This window comes from Candidatus Chlorohelix allophototropha, assembly GCF_030389965.1.
In the GTDB taxonomy this organism is placed as follows: Bacteria; Chloroflexota; Chloroflexia; order Chloroheliales; family Chloroheliaceae; genus Chlorohelix; species Chlorohelix allophototropha.
Genome location: NZ_CP128400.1, coordinates 1678507 through 1700072, shown reverse-complemented (window position 1 = coordinate 1700072; position 21566 = coordinate 1678507). Strand labels below are relative to the sequence as shown.

At 44.7% G+C, this 21566-nt stretch carries 21 protein-coding genes and 1 tRNA gene; 11 read left to right on the top strand and 11 right to left on the bottom strand.

Translation table 11 applies throughout. The features are described 5' to 3' along the window. Positions 1–81: 81 nt before the first annotated feature. On the bottom strand, positions 82–978 hold the full coding sequence (locus OZ401_RS19860; RefSeq protein ID WP_341470261.1) for a metallophosphoesterase: 897 nt from the start codon (positions 976–978) through the stop codon (positions 82–84). 332 nt (positions 979–1310) lie between these two features. Here OZ401_RS19860 and OZ401_RS19855 point away from each other — a divergent pair, with 332 nt between their 5' ends. Beyond that, positions 1311–2561: an MFS transporter gene (locus OZ401_RS19855; RefSeq protein WP_341470260.1), complete on the top strand. Its 1251-nt coding sequence runs from the start codon at positions 1311–1313 to the stop codon at positions 2559–2561. Between the two features lie 116 nt (positions 2562–2677). On the opposite strand, the gene OZ401_RS19850 is transcribed toward OZ401_RS19855, so the two are convergent. After that, positions 2678–2748: transfer RNA gene (locus tag OZ401_RS19850), tRNA-Gln, on the bottom strand. A gap of 652 nt (positions 2749–3400) precedes the next feature. Here OZ401_RS19850 and OZ401_RS19845 point away from each other — a divergent pair. Beyond that, positions 3401–3751 (top strand): response regulator, encoded by a 351-nt coding sequence (locus OZ401_RS19845; protein ID WP_341470259.1) that lies wholly within the window; start codon positions 3401–3403, stop codon positions 3749–3751. Between the two features lie 109 nt (positions 3752–3860). Here OZ401_RS19845 and OZ401_RS19840 read toward each other — a convergent pair whose 3' ends face one another. Further along, positions 3861–5513, bottom strand: a complete 1653-nt coding sequence (locus OZ401_RS19840; RefSeq protein WP_341470258.1) for a hybrid sensor histidine kinase/response regulator — start codon at positions 5511–5513, stop codon at positions 3861–3863. Between the two features lie 628 nt (positions 5514–6141). Here OZ401_RS19840 and OZ401_RS19835 point away from each other — a divergent pair. After that, positions 6142–6528 carry a response regulator gene (locus OZ401_RS19835; protein ID WP_341470257.1) on the top strand — a complete coding sequence of 129 codons (387 nt, stop codon included), beginning with the start codon at positions 6142–6144 and terminating at the stop codon, positions 6526–6528. 161 nt (positions 6529–6689) lie between these two features. Here OZ401_RS19835 and OZ401_RS19830 read toward each other — a convergent pair whose 3' ends face one another. The 5 genes from OZ401_RS19830 to OZ401_RS19810 form a co-directional block, all read right to left on the bottom strand. After that, positions 6690–6917, bottom strand: coding sequence for a hypothetical protein (locus tag OZ401_RS19830; protein WP_341470256.1), 228 nt, complete (start codon positions 6915–6917; stop codon positions 6690–6692). Positions 6918–7384: 467 nt separating this feature from the next. Beyond that, complete coding sequence (locus tag OZ401_RS19825; protein ID WP_341470255.1) at positions 7385–7606, bottom strand: CsbD family protein; 222 nt, start codon at positions 7604–7606, stop codon at positions 7385–7387. 96 nt (positions 7607–7702) lie between these two features. Continuing rightward, positions 7703–8011 (bottom strand): hypothetical protein, encoded by a 309-nt coding sequence (locus OZ401_RS19820; RefSeq protein ID WP_341470254.1) that lies wholly within the window; start codon positions 8009–8011, stop codon positions 7703–7705. Between the two features lie 69 nt (positions 8012–8080). Further along, positions 8081–8356 carry a GlsB/YeaQ/YmgE family stress response membrane protein gene (locus OZ401_RS19815; protein ID WP_341470253.1) on the bottom strand — a complete coding sequence of 92 codons (276 nt, stop codon included), beginning with the start codon at positions 8354–8356 and terminating at the stop codon, positions 8081–8083. A gap of 395 nt (positions 8357–8751) precedes the next feature. Then, positions 8752–9174, bottom strand: a complete 423-nt coding sequence (locus tag OZ401_RS19810; RefSeq protein ID WP_341470252.1) for a nuclear transport factor 2 family protein — start codon at positions 9172–9174, stop codon at positions 8752–8754. Between the two features lie 569 nt (positions 9175–9743). Between OZ401_RS19810 and OZ401_RS19805 the strand changes: the two genes are divergently transcribed. The 8 genes from OZ401_RS19805 to obgE all read left to right on the top strand — a co-directional run bounded on the left by OZ401_RS19805 (position 9744) and on the right by obgE (position 18955). Then, complete coding sequence (locus OZ401_RS19805; protein WP_341470251.1) at positions 9744–10268, top strand: GbsR/MarR family transcriptional regulator; 525 nt, start codon at positions 9744–9746, stop codon at positions 10266–10268. An 18-nt stretch (positions 10269–10286) separates the two neighbouring features. Further along, positions 10287–11252 (top strand): ABC transporter ATP-binding protein, encoded by a 966-nt coding sequence (locus tag OZ401_RS19800; protein ID WP_341470250.1) that lies wholly within the window; start codon positions 10287–10289, stop codon positions 11250–11252. A 12-nt stretch (positions 11253–11264) separates the two neighbouring features. Continuing rightward, complete coding sequence (locus tag OZ401_RS19795) at positions 11265–12914, top strand: ABC transporter permease subunit (protein ID WP_341470249.1); 1650 nt, start codon at positions 11265–11267, stop codon at positions 12912–12914. A gap of 394 nt (positions 12915–13308) precedes the next feature. Next, the gene (locus OZ401_RS19790; protein ID WP_341470248.1) at positions 13309–14520 is read left to right on the top strand and encodes a LeuA family protein; all 1212 of its coding nucleotides are present in this window, start codon (positions 13309–13311) and stop codon (positions 14518–14520) included. A 1-nt stretch (position 14521) separates the two neighbouring features. After that, on the top strand, positions 14522–15370 hold the full coding sequence (locus OZ401_RS19785; protein WP_341470247.1) for a RimK family alpha-L-glutamate ligase: 849 nt from the start codon (positions 14522–14524) through the stop codon (positions 15368–15370). A 127-nt stretch (positions 15371–15497) separates the two neighbouring features. Next, the gene (locus OZ401_RS19780; protein WP_341470246.1) at positions 15498–16292 is read left to right on the top strand and encodes a choice-of-anchor Y domain-containing protein; all 795 of its coding nucleotides are present in this window, start codon (positions 15498–15500) and stop codon (positions 16290–16292) included. A 164-nt stretch (positions 16293–16456) separates the two neighbouring features. Further along, a complete protein-coding gene (locus OZ401_RS19775) occupies positions 16457–17593 on the top strand; it encodes a sigma-70 family RNA polymerase sigma factor (RefSeq protein ID WP_341470245.1) in 1137 nt (378 codons plus the stop codon). A gap of 48 nt (positions 17594–17641) precedes the next feature. Next, entirely contained in the window at positions 17642–18955 is a 1314-nt protein-coding gene (gene obgE / locus OZ401_RS19770; RefSeq protein ID WP_341470244.1) for a GTPase ObgE, read from the top strand. Here the strand turns inward: obgE and OZ401_RS19765 are convergent. From OZ401_RS19765 to OZ401_RS19755, 3 genes are read right to left on the bottom strand one after another with little or no spacing between them, the layout of a single operon-like run. After that, on the bottom strand, positions 18952–19437 hold the full coding sequence (locus OZ401_RS19765; protein ID WP_341470243.1) for a hypothetical protein: 486 nt from the start codon (positions 19435–19437) through the stop codon (positions 18952–18954). The two genes, obgE and OZ401_RS19765, sit on opposite strands and share 4 nt — an antisense overlap. Before the next feature lie 46 nt (positions 19438–19483). Next, entirely contained in the window at positions 19484–20182 is a 699-nt protein-coding gene (locus tag OZ401_RS19760; RefSeq protein WP_341470242.1) for a response regulator transcription factor, read from the bottom strand. Positions 20183–20211: 29 nt separating this feature from the next. Then, entirely contained in the window at positions 20212–21474 is a 1263-nt protein-coding gene (locus tag OZ401_RS19755) for a PAS domain-containing sensor histidine kinase (protein ID WP_341470241.1), read from the bottom strand. Positions 21475–21566 lie beyond the last annotated feature (92 nt).

Below are 21566 nucleotides of genomic sequence, written 5' to 3'. Positions count from 1 at the left end.
GGAACCCCTTGAGCTATCTATTTACGGTTAACTGCCAAAGTGTTATTGTAAAGTTAAATATAACCCGGAGTAAAAGCTAAGTCAATTGCAAGGTTGTAATTCGAATATTGCCAGTTCCGGGCGCGACCCGAAACGTAGGGGCCAATGTGTCACTCCCACGCCTCTGCCGGTGTACAGGCGATTGCCGTTAACATTGTACCAACCGGTGGGGTACAGCGAGTGGTGTTTGCCGGTAGAGTAGCGCAGCCAGTTCAGGTTACGGTGTAGTGGTAGGGGGTTAAGCTGTCCGCCATGGGTATGCCCGGACAAAACAACCTCGGAGTAGTTTTCGGGCAAGCGTCGGATGTAATTAGGATTGTGCAACAGCGTTACGAGCGGCTTTATCCCATTGGGGAGACGCTTTTTTGCCCCTTTGGGGTCTGGTACGCCCTTTATGCTATCGTCCAGACCGATAAAATATTGCGGAATACCTTGCTGTTCTATGCAAAGAGCCTCGTTAACCAGAATACGGATGCCCAAACGCTCGAAATGTTCTAGATTCTTATCAGGGTCGCGGCGGTTGCCAAAATAATCGTGATTGCCCCAGATACCCACAATTGGAATCCCGGTTGCTGCCAATTTACCAAAAAGTTCGTCACAGACAGGCTTCCATTTTCCCCGATCCATGTAATCTCCACCTAGAAGAATCAAATCGGGCTTAGCGGCAATGACACGCTCAAAGGTGGCGCTAACCGGCTCATAGGAAGGTTTATAGCCCAGATGCAAATCACTCATCCACGCAAAGCGAAAGCCCTGCCATGCTGTCGGTAAATTATGGACTTCGACTCGGTGGCTGGTTACTTCAAGCCATTTACGCTCAAACATACGGGCGTAGAATAACGCGCTTACTCCAGAAAGGGCGCTTAGAGCAGCAAAGGCTTTGTTCAACTTCAGAGTTACTTTGACGTTAGAGTGATCATTCTCGATTTTGATGAACATATACCAGCAATCTATATCCTTGCGCTAATGTTTTTATCGCCTTTATAAGTATAACAGGTCGTGGAAGTGCGCTTTGCTAATACGATAGTCAGAGCTTTTGCAAGATTAAGCGGGGCATCGACTAAATTACAAATACATTGACAGCATATCCTATAATTTATCTGTGGCAATGTCTTTTTCCTCAGTGTTCATTCATATCTAGAAAGTTCTTACGTTAAAAATGCTTTTCCTCATTAATAATCCAGATTGAGTTAGATCGAAAACGATCTATCACTAACTTCAATAAGACCATTACTTGCTTACTTTGGATTATTTCTTGGGGAGCGTTTTTGATGTTACCGAAATTTACCGGACTGTGGAGACATCCGAACTTTATAAAACTATGGGCGGGTGAAACCGTTTCGCTTTTGGGGAGTCAAATTTCACTTTTGGCTCTGCCCCTAACTGCCATACTGATGTTAAAGGCAACTTCCGTACAGATGGGCTTTCTCGGAGTTGCCGAATTTGCCCCTTTACTGCTGGTAAGTTTATTTGCGGGGGTGTGGGTTGATCAGTTGCCGCGCCGTCGCTTGATGATCGGCAGCGCAATCGGTCAAGCTTTACTCCTAAGCTCTATTCCTCTGGTATCGCTATGGGGCTTACTTAGCATGGAATACTTGTATGGAGTGAGCTTTCTAATCGGTACGTTATCGGTTTTCTTCGCAATTGCCTATCAATCCTATCTGCCCACTCTTATCCAGACCGACTATCTGGTAGAAGGAAACAGCAAACTCGAAATCAGTCAATCGTTGGCTGAAATAGCTGGACCGGGGATTGGCGGAAGCCTTGTTCAACTGCTAACCGCCCCCTTCGCTATATTGGCTGATGCCGCCTCGTTCTTGGTATCAGCATTGTGTTTGAGCATGATTCGCCAGCCTGAACCGCTTCTACCGCCACGAACCCAAAAAATAAAGATTTGGTCTCAGATTGGGGAGGGTTTAAGGGTAATTTTGACTAATCGTATTTTAGTCTCATTCGCTTTATGCAACAGTACAATCAATTTTTCTCAACAGCTAATCTTTACGGTTTTCACTCTTTATGTTGTAAGCGAACTACACATCGAGCCTGTTTTGTTAGGTTTTATCCTAAGCGCCGGAAGTGTGGGTGGTTTGATCGGCGCAGTGTTAGCGGAGCGCGTAACTCGCCGGTTTGGGTTCGGATTTACTATTGTAGCTACTACGCTCATCGGCGGTATCAGTTCGCTACTAATTCCATTGGCAACTAACCCACTTACCCTAGCGATTCCATTGCTAATAGCAAGTCGCTTTCTCTATGGTTTGGTCAATCCTATTTATCATGTCAGCCAAATAAGCGTGCGGCAAGCCATTACCCCCAATCGGTTACAGGGGCGGGTGAACGCGAGTATGCGGTTTTTAGCAGGAGGGGTCATACCAATAGGCGCTTTTGTAGGAGGTTTATTGGGTAGCACGCTTGGTTTGAGGGCTACTATGTTGGTCGGTGCAATTGGTATGCTTGTGCCTTTCCTATGGGTGTTCTTTTCTCCTGTCCGTAAGATTCAGGACAGCCCGACTGCGCTCAACTGAGGGCTAGGTTTTATGCTGGTATCTCAAAGGTGGTGTAACGGACTGTAGAAAGAAAATATTACCGTTAGGGGGCTAGGAAGTGTCGAGGAATAATGAACTCAGACTGCCAATTTAGACTGGGGTACAGGGATTCGAACCCCAACTTACTGATTCAGAGTCAGCTGTCCTACCGTTAGACGATACCCCAATATTTTAGGCGAGTTATAAATTATCACGAACTCAGCCTGTTGTCAAATTGAGTCCAAGTTCGTGCCATGTCAATATCGTTTCTACCTTATTTTTCATCTCTATGGGTGAATTCCCTGTCGCTTGCGGTGGGGATACTTTATTCGTCCGGCTCTTTCCAATTTTCTTAGAACAGCAACACCCTGAAAAGTTAGGGGTAGTGCTCACTCTGCAAATTCGTTACATTTTTAACAATATTTAAACGCTCTTTTACCTTTATTTATTGCTAAGTATCTTAAAATATATTTATAAGATAGCAACGGTGACTATGTTTCGTCTCTTTTATTCTGTACAGTTTAGAAATAAGGAGGATAGAGGCATGGGAATAATGTGCGGTAAAGCCCAATTCTAGGCTCAATCAATAAAATTTTCTGACATAGAGAAACTAGTTACAGCATTTTGCTATACTACGTACTACTTTAGTTTATACACCCTAGTTTATTAAATACACCTTATTTTCAGCCTACTGCATCGTTGCAGCAGATTGGATTTTACTGCCTATCTCAATGGCGCGATAGGTAAGTTTACCGCCACAATCCTCAGTCAGGGGTGGCGCTAACCCACCACCCCATTATTTTCTTGTACTCAATTTTATCACAAAGGGAATAGGTGACATGGTAGTTTTAGTTATAAATGAAAGTGATGTTTTTAGAAAATCATTGAGTAGATTCCTTGAACTGCGTGGCTATAGTGTGGTTGAAGCAGCTACATGTGAAGAAGGCTATTTACAATCAATTAAGTACAAACCACAGCTTGTGGCAGTGGATAACCTTATTGACTCAATCTCTTGCCTTAATGTTTGTAAGACTATGCAGTCAATTCCCGGTATGGAAACGACGGGGTTTGTAGTTTTTACTGACTATGATGATGAGTTTGAAACTGCCGCCAGTATCAATCTAAAAGCAACTATTACCAAGCCCAACATATTGCCTAAGATGAAAGAGCATTTTCCAGATTTGAAATAGAACATACCCCCTCCTAACACCTCCCCCTTCAGCGAGCAGTACAGGCAAAGAGTCGGGTACACCCACCCGGCTCTTTCATCTTTTATAGGTTGCACTATAAAGAAATATATTATGCCAGCATTGCGTCCAACTTCTCGCGCAGTTCCAAAAACTTGAAAGGCTTACCCAGCGCACCCTTAAACCCATATGCCTCAAAATTGCTCAAAATCGGGTCATCCGAATAACCGCTCGTAACTATTGCTTTTACTTGAGGGTCTAGCGCTAATAAGCGTTGGATGGTTTCCTTGCCGCCCATCCCACCCGGTATGGTTAAATCCAATATCACCGCTTGGAAAGGATTAGCGCTCTCTAACGCCTCCCGGTAAAGTTCAATTCCCACTGCCCCATCAAGGGCGGTTATAACCTCATACCCCACAAGACCAAGCACTCGTTTCAATAATACGAGAATATCATTCTGGTCATCTACAATCAGAACTTTGCCTCCATACATCGAAACCAGCTTTTTCCCAACTTCTTTCTCAAGAGGTGCAACCACTTCTCCAGAAAGGGCTGGCAAATACAGGAAGAAAGTAGCGCCTTTGCCAAGTTCTGAAGTCACCCCCAGAAAACCCTTGTGCTTACTGATAATCGAAAAAGAGGTCGCCAGTCCCAAACCGCTTCCGCTGGACTTGGTAGTAAAGTATGGTTCGAATATTTTAGTTAAAGCTTCCTGACTGATACCGATACCCCCGTCTTGGATTGAGACCTTCACGTAATCAACCGTTTTTAATAGCATTGGCTCATCCTGCCTAACGACACTGTTCGCCAGCACATTCTCAGCGGTAATCGTAATAATGCCACCTTCCGGCATTGCTTGGTCGGCATTGATAATCAGGTTATTTATTACTTGGCTTATCTGAGTGGTATCAATATTCACTACCCACAAATCCTCCGGTAAGGCAAAGACACAGCGTACATTCGACCCGTGCAAGGCAAAAATAGCTGTTTCTCGCACCAACTCCTGTAGCGACGAAATTTTTTTGATGGGTGCGCCCCCTTTGGAAAAGGTTAGCAACTGGTGGGTTAATTCCTTAGCTCGGAAAGTTTGGCTTTCGGCTTCTGCCAGCAAGTCCTCTACTTCAAGCGATTTCTGGTCTTTGGATGCCAGCTTAGCCAGCCAGATATTTCCGGCTATCGAGGTCAAAACATTGTTAAAATCGTGGGCAATACCGCCAGCCAGTATTCCCACACTCTCTAGCTTTTCGGCGCGGGCTACTTCTAATTCCAGTTTACGTTCGTGGGTAACATCTCGAAAGACCAGCACTACCCCCAATATTTGACCGGTAATCGTATCAATAATCGGCGCGGCGCTATCAGCGATGACCCGTGAATTACCTTCTTGACTAATCAAAAGGGTGCTATTAGCCAAGCCCCTGATAAGTCCGGTATCCAACACCTTTTGAACCGGGTTCTCCACCTCTTTGCCTGTTTTCTCACTGATAATATGGAATACTTCTCGTAGCGGCTTGTTTTGTGCCTCGGCAATGTTCCAGCCTGTAAGGGTTTCGGCAACCGGATTCATCATCACTACTAACCCTTGCGTATCGGTGGTAATCACCCCGTCACCGATGCTACGTAAAGTTATAGCCAGCAGCTCTTTTTCTTTGAGCAACAACTTTACGTAGGCTTTGCGTATATCCGCGTCCTTTTCCAGTGCGGTAATGCGCTGCTGCAACCGTTCTAGTTCCTTATGAAGTTGCTGGTTAGAAATATCGTAATCCATATAGATGCCACCTTTTTCCTGCCTTTGCACACAATATCAATGGTCTGTAAAAATAGGTGGAGTAACCACAATGCTTGCAGCTAAAACGGCTTATAAATAAGTTTAAGAGTTAGAAAGGGTGCGAATCGAAGGCTAGAAATGTAAAGCAACCAATTATTTATACATTTAAATTATAGCATGCCTATAGCTTATATTGTATCCCTTTGGTTGTTTCTGAATCGCTCATACAGAGGCTAAGTTTCTAATTCAAAACCGCCTCACTGTAATAACCAACGGGTTGGCGATTTTGATTTTTCCGATTCCTTTTTTTGTATAACAATAAAAGAATATTAATTTAAGTTATATTCAGCTAGAATAATAGCGGCTTATTAGTTATACTTAACTTATAACATAGTATAAACGTTTAGAGCGTATCCTCCTAATAATACATCTAACTTTTGTGTTTCGCCCCAGTTTTTTGGACATATCTTGATTCGACCTACTGCATCGTCGCAGCAGATTGCATTATTTGCCCTATCGCAACGGCGCGATAGGTAAGTTTAAAGCCACAATATTCAATCAGGGGGCGGTGCTAACTCACCCCCCCCCCATATTTTTATGCAAATTTTGCCATAAAGGAATTAGCAGCATGGTAGTTCTTGTTATTAATGAAGATTTTCTTTTGAGAAAACTAGTCTGTACATTTTTTGAAATGAACGGCTACAAAGTGGTTGAAGCCCGTAGTTATGCTGAAGGTTATATGAGGGCAAATGCTTACAAACCGCAGGCTTTAGTTATAGATAATATTCTTGACTCCGTGTCCTGCCTTGCTACTTGTAAGAAGATTCAATCACTTCCAAACATGGAAACGGCTGAGTTTGTAATTTTTACGAATTATGAGAATGAGTTACTAGATACTTCAAGTATCAAGCTTAAAGGAACTCTTACCAAACCGTATATATTATCTAAGTTGAGGGAGTATTTTCCACCCTTGAATAGAGAATATCCTCCTGACACTTCCTATTATATCCATTAGTACAAAACAAAGAGTCGGGTGTGTAGCTCATCCTGCTCTTTCATCTTTACAAAAAATCCCGACCCCGCCACGTTAGGACATACTGGTGGCAAAAGACGAGGGGCAGGAAGAAAGATAACGAAAAGAGCCGGGCTAACCCTCCGGCTCTCTCCAAAACAACGTTACTGCGCCAATTTCACCAGCCTCTCGGCACTCACTCCAAATGACTTCGCTATATGCTTCCAGCCCTCACGATTGTTCGGTAGTGGGCAGCGGAGCAGTGCTGCAAAAGAGCGGTTATCTAACCCTAACCGCTGACCCGCATCGGGCGGTAACACACCAGCGAGATATTTCTCTCCGAAACTGGCTTTGTTGTTTGTATTCTGAGTTGAGTACATATCGTTTTTCATGTGTTTCCTTTTAACAGAACTCTCCCTGATTATAGCCGTGAGGACGATACTTTTATAGCGCCATTATTCATATTATAGTTTCGAATATAGTAATAGAAAGTTATAAACTTGGTATGTTTTGGTATAGAATAAATATATAACTATTATTAAATCTCTCTATATTAATATCTCTATGAGTGGAATGAAAAGAGTCGGTGGTTAGACCGACTCTCTCCAAAACCCTACTCATCAATGTGATATGGCTATTATTATATGCACGCCGAGCATCCACTAAAGCATTATGTCCGCCTGCGCCATGCTCTGGCAGTTTTGGATTACCCAAATCATCTATGAATCCTTACATAGGGCAGGTCAAGCAACTTCGTTGTAGATGCTGCTTGACCTGCTAGGCGAACAATTTATTGATGGGTTAATCAACATACCGTTTGTATCAGAGTGTTCTCGTCCCTGATAAACGGGATAAATTACTAAGGCTTATTAGCGTAAAGGTGGTTGGCTATAGAATCCATCTTCTCTTTAACCACATCTCTACCTTTTCCAAACGCATTTTGAGCCTTACCTTCAATAATTTTAGCTTCCCCCTTGGCTTGCATGTCATCATTACCTAGCATTTCGCCAAGCTTACTTTGAATTCTGCCACCAAGTTCTTTTACTTTACCTTTAGCACGATCGTTATTGCTATCTTTCATTATTAAAATCCTCCATCAATAATGTTTTTAGAAAACTTTAGGTCATTGTCAAAAACACAGGTGACTTTTCTATTGCAGTTAAGTTTTACTCAAACTCTAACTTTGTAGAACTACTCGACCTCGGCGGCGGAAAGCCATTACTGCCACTAGGCTCACAATTAAAGCCCCTATGAAAGCTTCGACCAGCGGAACCCCTGCTAGGTTGGGAGAGCCAAGTATCTCCAATCGTAAGATATTGGCGAAGAACCAAGCTCCTAGCGCGGCTACCAGCACGGTAATCAGATAGCCTAATCCCGACCGCATTTGGGCTAGTCCACCTACCAGCACCGCTACCAAGATGCCTAATACCAAGTAGACAATCAATTGCGGTAAATCAGGTAGCGTGAAGTTAATATTTACATTCATTCCGTTTATTCCTTACAACTACAGGCTTATCAATCCTAACGTGGGCTAAACCCATAGTCCCGTTCCCTTTTAGTAACGACCGTTCCTTAAAATTCTACGACCGGTAGCCAGTCGGTACAGCGCCAACAGGACAATTGCTCCTCCGATGGCTACGAGGATAGTTGGAACATTAATACCAGTAGTGTAATCAGTTTTGGTAACTAACCCTAGTAAGAAACCGCCTACGATAGCGCCTAAAATCCCAATTACCAAGTCGGTGATCAATCCACCCCGTCCGCTACTCATTATCATATTGGCAATCCAGCCAGCCACCAGTCCGACTACTAACCACGCAATAATACTCATATTGGTTCTCCTTAATCATAAATAATGAATTTTTAACTCTCCAATTTTCACAAGAGTAGTCAAGTTAAAGTCTGTTGCTTCGAAAGCTCTATAAACAAGTCGTAAAGTAACCTAACAATAACCTCCGTGGGTCAAATGCTAGCTTTATTCTTTGGTATCTTTATTTGGCAGATTTGGAACGTAGGCAGAATTTTTTGTTATTTGGTTATTTCAAGGTTGCGGGAGAGTCTTATCATGCTTAATAGTTATTTCTTAGAAATGAGAACTAAAATTAAGCAGTTGAGAGTGTGGGTAAGACCTTGTTTGATAACATGATAAACTAAATAAACAAGGTCGTCTGTTTGTTACCACACATATAGAGAACATTCGTTTTAGGGGTTAGATGAGATAAGTAGTTATTTGAGTTTACCCTGCAAGCGCCACACCAAGGCGGTTACTTTGCCCGGTAAGGAACTGATACCGTGCGGACCATAGTTGGGGTAGGATTGTAACCTCGTAATTAGACCATTACGGGATTCGACCACAAAGATTTGGGAAAAGTTGGCTTTTATTGGTCCTCGGATGATGTGATGGGTGGCTACTTCAAAGGTTGCGCTCTCTCCGTTTACCCAATGGCGAAGGATTTTGAAACCGGGCTTTTCCAGACTCCCCAAGCCCCATTTGATGCCGCGCTCAATGGCAGCTTTTCCCCTCATTTCCACTTGAGGGTAATGCGGGTCAATCAAAATACCATCTTCCGCAAAGGCAGCCAAGATAGTTTGCAAATCCTTGTTTTCAAAAGCGGCTAATAACCGGGTGGCGTTTTCTATTATATCCATTTAACATACCTTTTCTGAAGATTTCCCGATATTTAAGCGTAGATTATTTGAAACTTTCGTGTCCGTCCATTTCTTTTCCAGCAATCCAGAAAAAGCGGTTGCCACTAGCGAACCTTTTTCGTGCCTCAGCTAAATTCTGTCAGCCCAAAGAGTCCTACCCCTAGTAAATTATCAGGATTTTTCTCTGAGGTTAACGGGTGCGCTGGATTCCCCTCAAACTGTTCCAAATTTTTGCCTCTGGATAATACTTACGGAAATTCGGGGTTAAAACAAGTAGAGATAAAATGGTCAAACTATTTACCAAAACGAACAATCAATTAAATATTTCACCTCATTTTATCACGGATTTGATGTTTAGATAAACCAAAGGGTTAAGAAGTGTTGCCATAACTTGCCCAGATTTGTAATGTCCTAATTGAAGAAAGGACAGTACTTGAACGCTTTCTTTCGACCATGCTTGAGTAAGACTTTCGGAGTATTTTGAAATTTCAGTATTTACAATAATTACAAAAAGAGTTATAACAATTTAAGAAGCATTTTCTGTGTTAATAGTCGGGCTAAGGAGGCTTATGAGCAGCGATAAGGTGATGGATAACCCCATAGTCTCTCAACATGATGAGTCAATACTACGCTATGCCGAAGAAGTGGGCAGTTTCTTTGAAAGGTGGGGAGGATTAAAGATATTAGGACGCATCATAGGTTTGTTACAGGCATCGGAAAAGGCTTTGAATGCAGAAGAGATTGCCGAAGCTTTGAAAATAAGTCGCTCTAGTGTTAGTACCAACCTGCAAATGGCACAAACCGTCAAAATGGTACAGACAGCGCCGCGCCGCTTAAAGGGCGAAAGACGCGAATATTTTGAAATTGCGCCGGGTACGTGGGAATACCTCTTTATGGAGGTTGGAGAAAAAGTCAGGGGACTTCAGGCGATAGCACGCTCTGGCTTGAAAGTCATTCCAGTAGACAATATCCCTGCTCAGGCGCGGTTGCGCGAAATGGAAGAATTAAGTAACTTTTTGCAAGCGTGGCTTAATGGCTTTGAAGACGCTTGGCATAAGCATAAAGCTGCTTTAAATCAGAATAATGAAATGTGAAATAGAAGGGATAAATACATGGTAAATAGTATTTCAGCACAGAAGGCGGAGAGTCGGGTAGATATAAATATAAAGGAAAGCAAGTACGCCCTCGAAACCAACAAATTGACCAAAAACTACGGGTCGAGCCGGGGCATCATCGAACTCGATTTAAGGGTTGATCAGGGTGAAATTTTTGGTTTTCTCGGACCAAACGGCGCGGGTAAAACCACCACCATCCGTTTACTTTTGAACCTTATTTACCCTACCACCGGAAAAGCTAGCATCTTTGGTCTGGATTGCCAAAACGATACGGTAGAAATCCGCAAACATATCGGCTACTTGCCGGGCGAGTTTACAATGTATAGCAACCTTACTGGCGCAAAGACGCTCGAATATTTCGCCAATTTGCGCGGTGGGGTGGATTGGAAATATGTACAAGAACTGGCGCAACGCCTTGACCTCGATATGAGTAAAAAGTTCAAACAATATTCGCGCGGCAACAAACAAAAAGTAGGGGTTATCCAAGCGTTGATGCACAAACCCCGGTTGCTAGTGTTGGACGAACCCACCAGCGGGCTTGACCCGCTCAATCAGCAAGAATTTTACAAGCTCATCCAAGAGGCAAAAGCGAACGGCTCTACCATCTTCTTCAGTTCCCACATTATGAGCGAGGTGGAAAAAGTCTGTGATCGGGTAGCCATCATTCGCGAGGGCAAGTTGGTAAAAATAGGGATGATCAGCGAACTGACCGATATCAAATCCCATAGCCTTGAAATCACCTTTAACGGGCAAGTGCCGCTTGAAGAATTGAGCGCGATACCGGGCGTGAGCCATTTTGAGGTAGCGCCCAACGACCATCGTCAGACTGTACGTTGTGTGGTACGCCCCGAATCCTTGGACAAAATTTTAAAGGTGGTGTCGGGCTATACCGTAGTAAACTTTGTCAGTCGTGAGCCTTCGCTAGAAGAATCCTTCCTCGAATATTATCGCGAGCAGAAATAGGAGGTGGGAAAGATGTTACGAAATATTTTCCTGAAAACTATCCGAGATAATATTCGAGCAATCCTGATTTGGGGCATACTCGGTGGGTTGCTAATGCTCGGCGTGATAAAGGCTTATGACAGCGTGTTCCCGGAAGGACCTAACAAAGCTAAATTGATAGATGAAGGTTACAAAGCCTTCAATTCTCTCATGATTTTCTCAGGCAAAGCCGTAGATATAGATACCGCAGGTGGCTATGCCCATTCTAAATACCTCTACATGGTTCCGCTGCTACTGGGTTTCTTTATGCTGCTGATGGGCACAATTATTATCCGAGGCGAAGAGGAACGTGGTTCTTTAGATGTGTTGCTCTCTACCCCTAAAAAGCGCATCTCGGTCATACTCCAGAAGTGGTGCGGTATGCTGGTATCGCTGTTTATTATCGTAGCGATATGGGGCTTCGGGATGTTAGCGGGTGGCGCATCTCTGACGAACTCAGGGGTTACCGCTGCTACTGCAATGCTGACCGCACTCAACGTGGGAATAACCGCTATGCTATTCGGGACACTTGGGTTGCTGTTGGGTAATTTTATGTCCCGCAAAGCTGCCTCAAGCTGGGTAATCGGTATCATGGCATTCACCTACTTCATAAAAAACATCGCTTACCAGTTACCCAACTTTGAATGGTTAAAATACATTTCACCCTTCTATTATTATGATGAGAGCAAGCCGCTGGCGCGAAGCGTGGGCACAAGCGCGGTATCTTTAGCGGTATTGATAGGGCTAAACCTTGTGATACTCGTTCCGGCAGTGTTAACCTATATCAAGCGAGATCACGGCGCATATTTTGAGCTTTTCAAAAACCGGGCTGCGGTTAAGTCAGAAAGATATCAGAACACCACTACCACTGGTTCACCTTGGTTGCGCAATAATTTTACCTTTATGCTGGGGGAATTGCTGCCGGGCACAATAATTTGGGGTTTGTCGATAACCGCTTACATCTTGTTGATTGTACCTGCTACCGACACCTATCGTCAGATATTTGCCGACCTTCTTAAAAATTCGGATTTACTTCAGAATATTGGTTTTAACGTTGAGCTAACTAATGAAGGAATTTTGGCAATATCGCTTTTCCTGATACTTTCGGTGCTGGCAGCGATTTATGCCATCACACAAGTTGCACTCTGGTCGGGCGAGGAAAACGATGGGCATCTGGAGTTGTTGCTAAGTACACCGGAATCGCGTCCGCGCCTGCTGCTAGAGCGATTCGGGGCAACGCTGGTAGCCTCAACCATCTATGTATTGATACAAGCGGTAATTTTCTGGGTTGTTGCGTTGGTGAGCAATGTTCCGGTAGATTTTGGCAAAGCGGCAGGCGCTTTCTTCGGCTTATGGGTAATTTGCGCAGTGGTAGCGGGGGCAGGCTACTTGCTGTCAGCTTTCAAAGCGGTGGTAGCGGTTGGAATTTTGAGCGGTCTGATCCTGCTGAGCTTCCTAGCCGATTTACTATCTGATCTTTTCAAATTGCCTAATTGGGTGGTGCAATTGTCCATCTTCCGCCAATACGGACGACCGATTATTACCGGAATTGATTGGACGGTGCAAAGCTTGCTACTGGCTATTTGTGTCGGATTTGTAGCTATTGCAACCTTCCGTTTCTGGAAAAGGGATATTCTCAATTAAGAGAACAGTACTCCGATAATTAAACCTATCTAACGAGGGCGCATCCCCATGCGCCCTTCCGCAATCACCTCAAGCCCTAACCCCTATGAGAACCGTTTTATAGGGCGCAATTTCTTTTTTGCAACAACCCTTGTACATTACATTACCAGGGCTGTTGCAAGAACCCTTTTTAAGGTAGTAACCTGCTGCACTGACCGGAGGAGGAGGAGAATGAGTGAGTTCAAGGGGACACCGCTTGCGACCCCGACAGGCGTTCCACCTGTACCCCCTTCCGACCTTGCAACTGCCCTGATTACATTACCCTTACTGTTGCGACTCGGCGGGGATTAGTGTATTCTAGCCACCCAAGGCTTTTGCCCACTTTATCAGAAAAACGCCTATTTTGAGGAGTATCATGGAGGACACCGAACCACAAAACGCGGCGGCGAACGGCATAACCCCGCGCCGCACGAATATCAAAAGCGTGGAGATTCTAGATACCACGTTACGCGAGGGCGAGCAATTCAGCCGCGCCCATTTTTCTTTCCCACAGAAAATCGAAATTGCCACCGCATTGGCGCGGTTTGGTGTTGACTACATTGAAGTAGGTTCGCCCGTCAGTTATCCGAATGCATTAGAAGAGCTTACTACTATGGTAAGCCAGCTTAAAAAGAGAAATTCGAACAGCAAGGTGCTGGTGCATTGTCGCGTCAATCAGGAAGATGTGGATATGGCGCTCGAAACCGGCGCTTATGGTATCAACCTTTTCATGGGTACCAGTAAGTTCCTTCAGAAAGCCAGCCACGGCAAAAGTGTTGAGGAAGTTTCAAAACTCGCCTGTAATATGGTAGAGTATGTACATAGTAAGGGGCGTTTCGCGCGCTTTGGCGCAGAAGATGCCTTCCGCACCGACCTCAAAGACCTTCTTTACATTTGCGCTGCGCTGGATGAAGCTGGCGTAGATCAGGTGGATTTCCCGGATACTGTGGGAGGGGCAACCCCGTTTGAAGTGTACGACCGCATATTGGAATTTACCAAACGCTTCCGATTCAAAGTTGAGTTTCACGGGCATAACGATACCGGGTGTGGGGTGGCAAACGCCCTTGCGGCGATGGAAGCCGGCGCACACTGTATCAACGTTACGGTTATGGGTATAGGCGAACGCAACGGTATCTGCTCCTTGAGCGGATTGGTATCGCGTCTCTATTCACTCGATCGGGAATTGGTCAAGCAATATAATCTGGTGGAATTGCCCAAGTTGGATAAAATGGTAGCGACCATACTGGGCGTACCTATTCCGCATGATATGCCGATCACTGCCCCGAATGCTTTTACTCATAAAGCCGGAATCCACACTAAAGCGATTTTGCAGGACAGTCAGGCTTACGAAGTGCTGCGACCCGAAGATTTCGGTATCCGCCGTACCCTCGATATTGCCAGCCGCATTACCGGTAAACATGCTATCGCCGCCCGTGTCCGTGAATTAGAACTGGAACTGGAAGATGCCGACATTGCTATCATCACTGAAAAAGTGCGGCACGCGGCAGGGCTTGAGCCTATTTCATTGGAAAACGTTGACCTGATTATTAAGAGTCATAAACCGTCTAGCGCCGGGAAGGAAGACTAATATGGGGAAAAAGCTTGGCATTCTCTACACGGAACTGCGCGAAGACGAAAACGCTCTGATTGAGGCGGCGCGCAAACTCGGAGTTGAGCCGATCCTAATAAATACTTCCGAAATAGTATTTGATATGCAAGAAGGTAAGGTTATTGTACCGGGCGATGCCGAAGTGGTTATTGAACGCACCATCGACCACTTTGTAGCATTATACAGCCTTATACTGCTTGAAAGAGCCGGAATCAAAACGGTTAATAGCTATGAGGTAGCGCGAACCTGTGGCGACAAATTGCTCACTACTATTGCTTTTGTGGAAAATAATGTGCCTACTCCGCGCACCCAAATATCTTTTAACCTAGAAAGCGCAATGACCAGCATTAATGAGTTAAGCTTCCCGGTTATGCTTAAGCCCATCACCGGGGATAAAGGCTCATTGGTGGCGCGGCTGAACGATTATGATGCTGCTAAAGCTGTGCTGGAATACAAAGATCAGCTTGGACAGTACGACCATGCCATTTACTATTTACAGGAATATCTCCAGAATCGCCCCGGAAGAGATATTCGCGCTTTTGTCATTGGCAATCAAGTCGTCAAAGCAATTTATATGATTGCCAACCGCGCTACCAGCAGTGGTGACAAAAATTTGACCGTAATTGATTGCCCGCTCACGCCACAAATAGTGGAAGTAGCGCTTGCGGCTGCCAAGGCGGTTGGTGGTGGCGTATTGGCGGTTGACCTGATTGAAGATGGTGATAGCCTCAAAGCAATCGAGGTTGATTATACTATCGAGTTCAGTTCGCTAGGTTTAGCAAAAGAACTTGCACCGCTCATCATTCAGTATGCCCTCGCACAGATATAAGCATTGCGTCCGAACACCGGAGTTATATTCTGGTGTTCGGACAATCTGTAAAAATGCGCTTTTGCTTGAAAAGAAGTAATGTAGTATTTCGTAAAGATTTATAATGAGGGCATCCAGAAGTAAAGTTGTGATTTTAACCTTATTGGTGGCTATTTTTCTGGCTGCCTGTAACGAGATGCCGACTCCCACGCCAACATTAAAACCGGATACTCCCACTCCCTTAATCTCTACAGCTTCAATAACAGCTACCCCAATTCCCCAAAGCGATTTGGTGGTACTCTACGATGGTGCGCTTGATAAGGGGACTCCTGATACACAAGGTTTTAAGATGTTGATTATGCCGATGGTAGGTTCTAGTTCAACTCAGTCTTATAAAGCTGGTGTTACAACCCTTGATACTCAACAATCAGCTAACGACCTCACCGGATATTTTGCCAAACCCAATCTGATGCCGATTCTCTACCAAGAAAAAGGCTTTACCCTAAGTTTCAAAATTCAGATTGTTAGAGAAGAACACAAATATGGCGACCGTAACAAAGATGGAATATCCGACCGGGCAGGTTTCAGCGTTTCGCTATTAAGCAAAGATAAAAAAGGAATTGAACTTGCCTTTTGGACAAACCAGATTTGGGCACAAAATGACGGACCAGCACAGCCAAGTACTAACAATGGAACATTATTCACCCATGGGGAAAGCGTGGATTTCAATACTACGGCTGCGCTGACCAGCTATGAGCTTACAATTAAAGGCGCTACCTATACGCTTTCAACCGACAGCAAAGTTCTGCTCACCAATAAATTGCGAGATTATAGCAATTTTGGATTCCCTTACAATCAATCGAATTTTCTTTTTTTAGGTGATAATAGCGGTTCAGCCAGCGTAATTGTAAAAATTGCTTATGCCGCAATTACAGCACACTAGCTCCAATCTAAGATGAGATTTATTGCGTGATGTGTTAGAATACTCAAAAATGAACAACCATCAGCAAAAAAAGAGTAAAAGTAATATAATTAGTAGCTAGGGAAAATGGTGATTTGTCACCCAGAATGTATGTATGAGGGGTCTTGTGCCATTATCGAGGAAATATGATGGGACAAAAGGCATCAAATACCAGCAGTTACATAAATAGTAAAGCTCAGGCCGTACATCTCGGCGAGGAAACATTGCTAAACGGGAACTCATCAGAAGAAACCGAAGAAACAGACGAACTTGAAGGCTCGCTTGACGAGCCTACCGGCGCTATGCTGGCAGAAGTTGAGGAACTTGAGAAAGACGCTCTAGGAGAAAGTCTTACTCCTGTCGATAACGTAGCTACTCCAGTTGTTCGACATTCTGTTGCCTATGATCATGATCATGATTATTACAGTGACGATAGTGTAGCCAGCTACCTCCGCGAAATAGGCAGGGTAGCTTTACTCACCTACGAACAAGAAATTGAACTGGCTAAACGTTTGGCGGAGGGCGATGAGCGTACTCGTGAGGAAGCCCGTAACCACCTAATGGAAGCAAACTTGCGCTTGGTGGTTAGTATTGCACGCAAGTATAGTAACCGTGCAGGCGGCTTAACCTTACTTGACCTTATACAAGAAGGCAACATCGGATTGATGCGCGCCATCGACAAATATGATTATAAGCTAGGATATAAATTCTCTACTTATGCCACTTGGTGGATTCGCCAATCGGTAACACGTGCCATAGCCGATCAAGGACGGCTAATTCGCTTACCGGCTCACCTAAATGAACAACTCGCCAGAGTACAAAGGGTGCGACGTGATCTCGTTTCTCGCCTGAACCGTGAACCGAGCCTTGAAGAACTGGCAAAAGACCTTGAAATGCCGCTGGTAAGGCTTGAGAGGCTATTGGCTGCCAGTCAGGAAGCTGTCTCATTGGAAACACCGGTGGGCGATGAGGGCGAAGGCACTTCTCTGGGAGATTTTATCGAAGACCCTAACAGCATGGATCCAGTTGCACAGGCTGGCGTAGAAGCGATGAAGGCAGCAGTGCAAGAAGCGCTGGAAAAACTTACCCCTCGCGAACAGCAAATTATTAAATTGCGCTACGGACTGGACGAGGGTGGCAGACCACGCACCCTTGAAGAGGTCGCCCGTGAGTTTGGTATTACTCGCGAACGAATTCGCCAGATTGAGGCGAAAGTATTGCGCAAGTTGCGCCACCCCCGTATCGGCAAAGTCCTGCGCGCCTTCCTTGACGACCAGAGCTAAATCCGGTGGAGGAATCAAAAAGCTACGGCTAGGCAGGATCAATAAAATATGTTTTATGATAAAGCTAAAATCCATTTAAAAGCCGGTGATGGCGGAAATGGTTCGGCTTCTATGCGGCGTGAAAAATTCGTGCCGTTTGGCGGTCCCGATGGCGGTGATGGAGGGCGTGGAGGTTCAATTTACCTGAAGGTAGATACTTCCCTGAACACCCTTTTGCCGTTCAAATACAAACAGCACTATAAAGCGCAAAGCGGCGGCAACGGTAGAAAACGGCAAATGCACGGTTCGGCAGGGTATGACCTTTATATCAAAGTTCCGCCCGGCACTATTTTCTATACCGAACCCGACCCTGACCATCCAGAACGACCTGTTTTACAAGGTGACCTCACAGAACCCGGTCAGACTATTATGGTAGCGCGGGCGGGGCGCGGTGGTCTGGGCAATACCCACTACAAAACCAGTACCCATCAAGCGCCGCGAATGGCGCAAAACGGCGAGCCGGGCGAAGCGCGCTGGTTGCGACTGGAACTAAAGATTCTTGCCGATGTTGGGTTGGTGGGTTTCCCCAACGCCGGTAAAAGCACCTTGCTTTCTGCTATTACCGCTGCTACCCCCAAAATTGCCGATTATCCCTTTACCACTCTAGAACCAAATCTTGGTGTAGTAATTATCGACAATGATTATACCTATGTAGTGGCAGACATCCCCGGCTTGATCGAGGGCGCGTCCAAGGGAGTAGGGCTTGGGCATGAATTTCTCAGGCATATCGAACGTACTCGCCTTCTGGTGCATATACTGGACGGCAGCGGGTATTCCGGGCGCGATCCTATAAACGATTACGAGCAGATAAACAAAGAACTAGCGGATTATAGCCCCGAACTAGCCGCTAAGCCCCAGATAGTAGTTATCAACAAAGTTGATATACCGGAAACGCAAGAGAATCTAGCACGCTTGAAAGAGTATTTCCGCCAAAAAGATATAGAGCCGCAAATCATATCCGCAGCCGGGCGGCAGGGTACTAAAGAATTGATTTTGCAGATAGCGCAAGCCGTTAAGGAATTGCCGTCTGCTACCGTATTGGCAGCTTCAAGGGAAGGTGAAATACCAGTTCTAACACCTGCTACTCTAGATGATGATGCTTTTACCGTTATTGTCGAAGCTCCGGGTGAGTACCGAGTACGCGGTAAGCGCATTGAGCGGATTGTTGCCATGACCCCAATGGAAAATTGGGAAGCGTTAGAGCGCTTACAGTTAGTGCTTGATCGCATGGGTATCAGTCGGGCGCTAGATCGCGAAGGCGTTAAGGGCGGTGACTTAGTTAAATTCGGAGAGAAGGAATTATACTGGGAAGATAATCGCTAATATTCGTCTAACCACTTAAAAAAATCTGAATGATAGGGCTTCACTTGATACGCAATTACTCCGTTACAATTTCTCCATAAGCGGTAGTAATTGCGTATTAAATTTGGCAAACTCGCTACTATAGCCGGCTCGTTGGCTAGAATTTTTTCTGTAATAGCGGCGTATTGTTGATATATTTCCACCTCATCTGGTTTAAGGGGACGTACTCCCTGAATAGCTGCTTGCTCAAGTTTATTTGATAAAACTACTACTTCAGGCTCAGATCTACCGGGGTGATATTCGAGCTTTGCCCAAGGTTTTGCAATGTATGCGCCATCAGCCAATTTTCTAAAATCCCTTCCCGCGGCATAGACATACGAAACCCAGATCATACCGGGTACAGGTAACCATACGGAAGGAAGCAAGGGAGTAGTCGCTTTATCCCAGAATTCGGTAGGTGTGTCAGGCTTTTGAATTGAGCGCCAGAGTTGATCTATCATCATAACAAAAAAAGGCGAACAATTACAGTTCGCCCTGAAGTTGAAAAACTTATTTTCCGCCAATCTTTACAAAGCGATAGCCTAAGCCGCGCTCGGTGATCAGATAACGGGGATTTTCGGGATCATCTTCCAATTTCTTGCGCAGGCGGCTTAGATATGTTTTGAGATAATCCAATTGCTCTCTATACTCAGGACCCCAGACCTTATCCAGTAAAGTTTCAAACGGCACTACGCGCCCGGCGTTTCGTGCCAAAAGAAACAATAGGCTGTATTCGGTAGGAGTCATTTTAATCGGTATAGCCTTCTTCAGCACTTCACGATTCTCAAAGTTAATTGATATATCGCCACTTACAAATGAAGGCATGGCATTCATAGGCGGCGGCATTTCGGCACGTCGCAAAACAGCTTTAATGCGGGCAAAGAGTTCTAGATGAGAAAACGGCTTGGTGAGATAATCATCCGAGCCAAGTTCCAACCCTTTAACCTTATCGAGTTCATCACCACGCGCAGTTAGCATGATTATAGGAACATCGCTGGTGCGGCGAATTTCCTTGAGGGCAGTAAAACCATCCTTATGGGGCATCATCACGTCGAGGAGAATTATATCGGGGTTATTTTCGTAAAACATATCTAGCCCCTTCTCACCGTCCGGGGCTGTTAATACTTCCACTTCTTGCCATTGTAGTTGGAAACCGATTGTAATAGCTTCAACTATATTTTTATCGTCGTCAACGACCAGAATCTTCATAGTTTATCCTTGCCAGATATTCTCTTAGCTTATCCACTGGAAGGGAGCGCAAAATAAAACTTACTCCCTTTGCCCGGCTCACTCTCAAACCAGAGCCGACCCCCATTTAATTCTACCAGAGCTTTTGCCATCGGCAAGCCCAAACCTCCACCAACTTCATTTGAGTTTTCCGCGACCTGACTTTGGTAAAATTTTTCAAAAATCATATTTTGTTCTTGTACAGAAATACCGATACCACTATCTCTCACGCAGAAAACAGCTTCTCTTTGTAGGAATGTAGCCTGCCCATCATGTGCTACTGGATAAACCTGTAATGCAATCTCACCACCGGATGCGCTAAACTTACTGGCATTAGAAAGCAAATGACCAAGTACCTGACTTATACGCCCGTAATCGGTATCAAGATAGACCGGATCAGTAGGTAAATCAAGCTTAAGAATTTGTTTTTTGTATTCGAGATTAGCTCGAATCAAATTAACTGCTTTATCAACCAGATCACGTACCTCGATATGGTTGCGCTGCATCTTAACTCGCCCGCTCTGGAGATTGGTAAGCTCGATCATATCGTTTACCAAACGCTCCATTCGCATTGAACTTACCTGTATATTCATTAACAAGCGGCGCAATGGATCACTAAAATCTTCACCTACACTTGCCAGCAACAAACCAATTGAGGTTTTGATACTGGAAAGAGGAGTACGTAGTTGGTGCGAAGCTGTGGCTATAAACTGTGACTTAATCCGATCTTGCCGCTTTAAATCGGTTACATCCCTAAGTACAATTATACTATATGCTGGTACTTTGTTTGGTAGTGTTAGTGGTAACTTTTCTTGTGAATCCCTAATTTCAGCATTTGTTTGGGTCAAAAAAGGCAATGATAGCGGCGCAAAACTGGCACTGACTTCACGCCTTTCACCGCTTTTCGTTAGCATAGAAATTTCATAGTAATTGATGGGATGCAGCCGATCCAATAAGGCACGCATCGTCATCAAAGGGCATAGATTTACACATAGTGAAGTAGAGCTATCTGGATGCTGACAGCCGAATATATCAAGGCATAACTTACCTACTAGGTCAGCCTCACTCCAGCCAAACATTCGCTCCATCGATGAATTTATCGCTCTGATAATTCTAGAGCTATCTAATATCATGACACCTTCTGCCATGAATTCCAGAAATCCAAGTAAGGATTCCGATTTTTCAAGCGCGTTCTCGTTAGACATTAGCGAGCTATAGACCTCGTCTCCATCATTTTGCGTTCTTTGCCTACGTGCAAGTCTAGTGTACCTCATAGCCTATAATCTACCTTCCACCCAGTACACCATTTAATATTTTTACCCCAATAGGTATAAGGATAGGTTAAATTTGGTAAAAATTTAGTAAA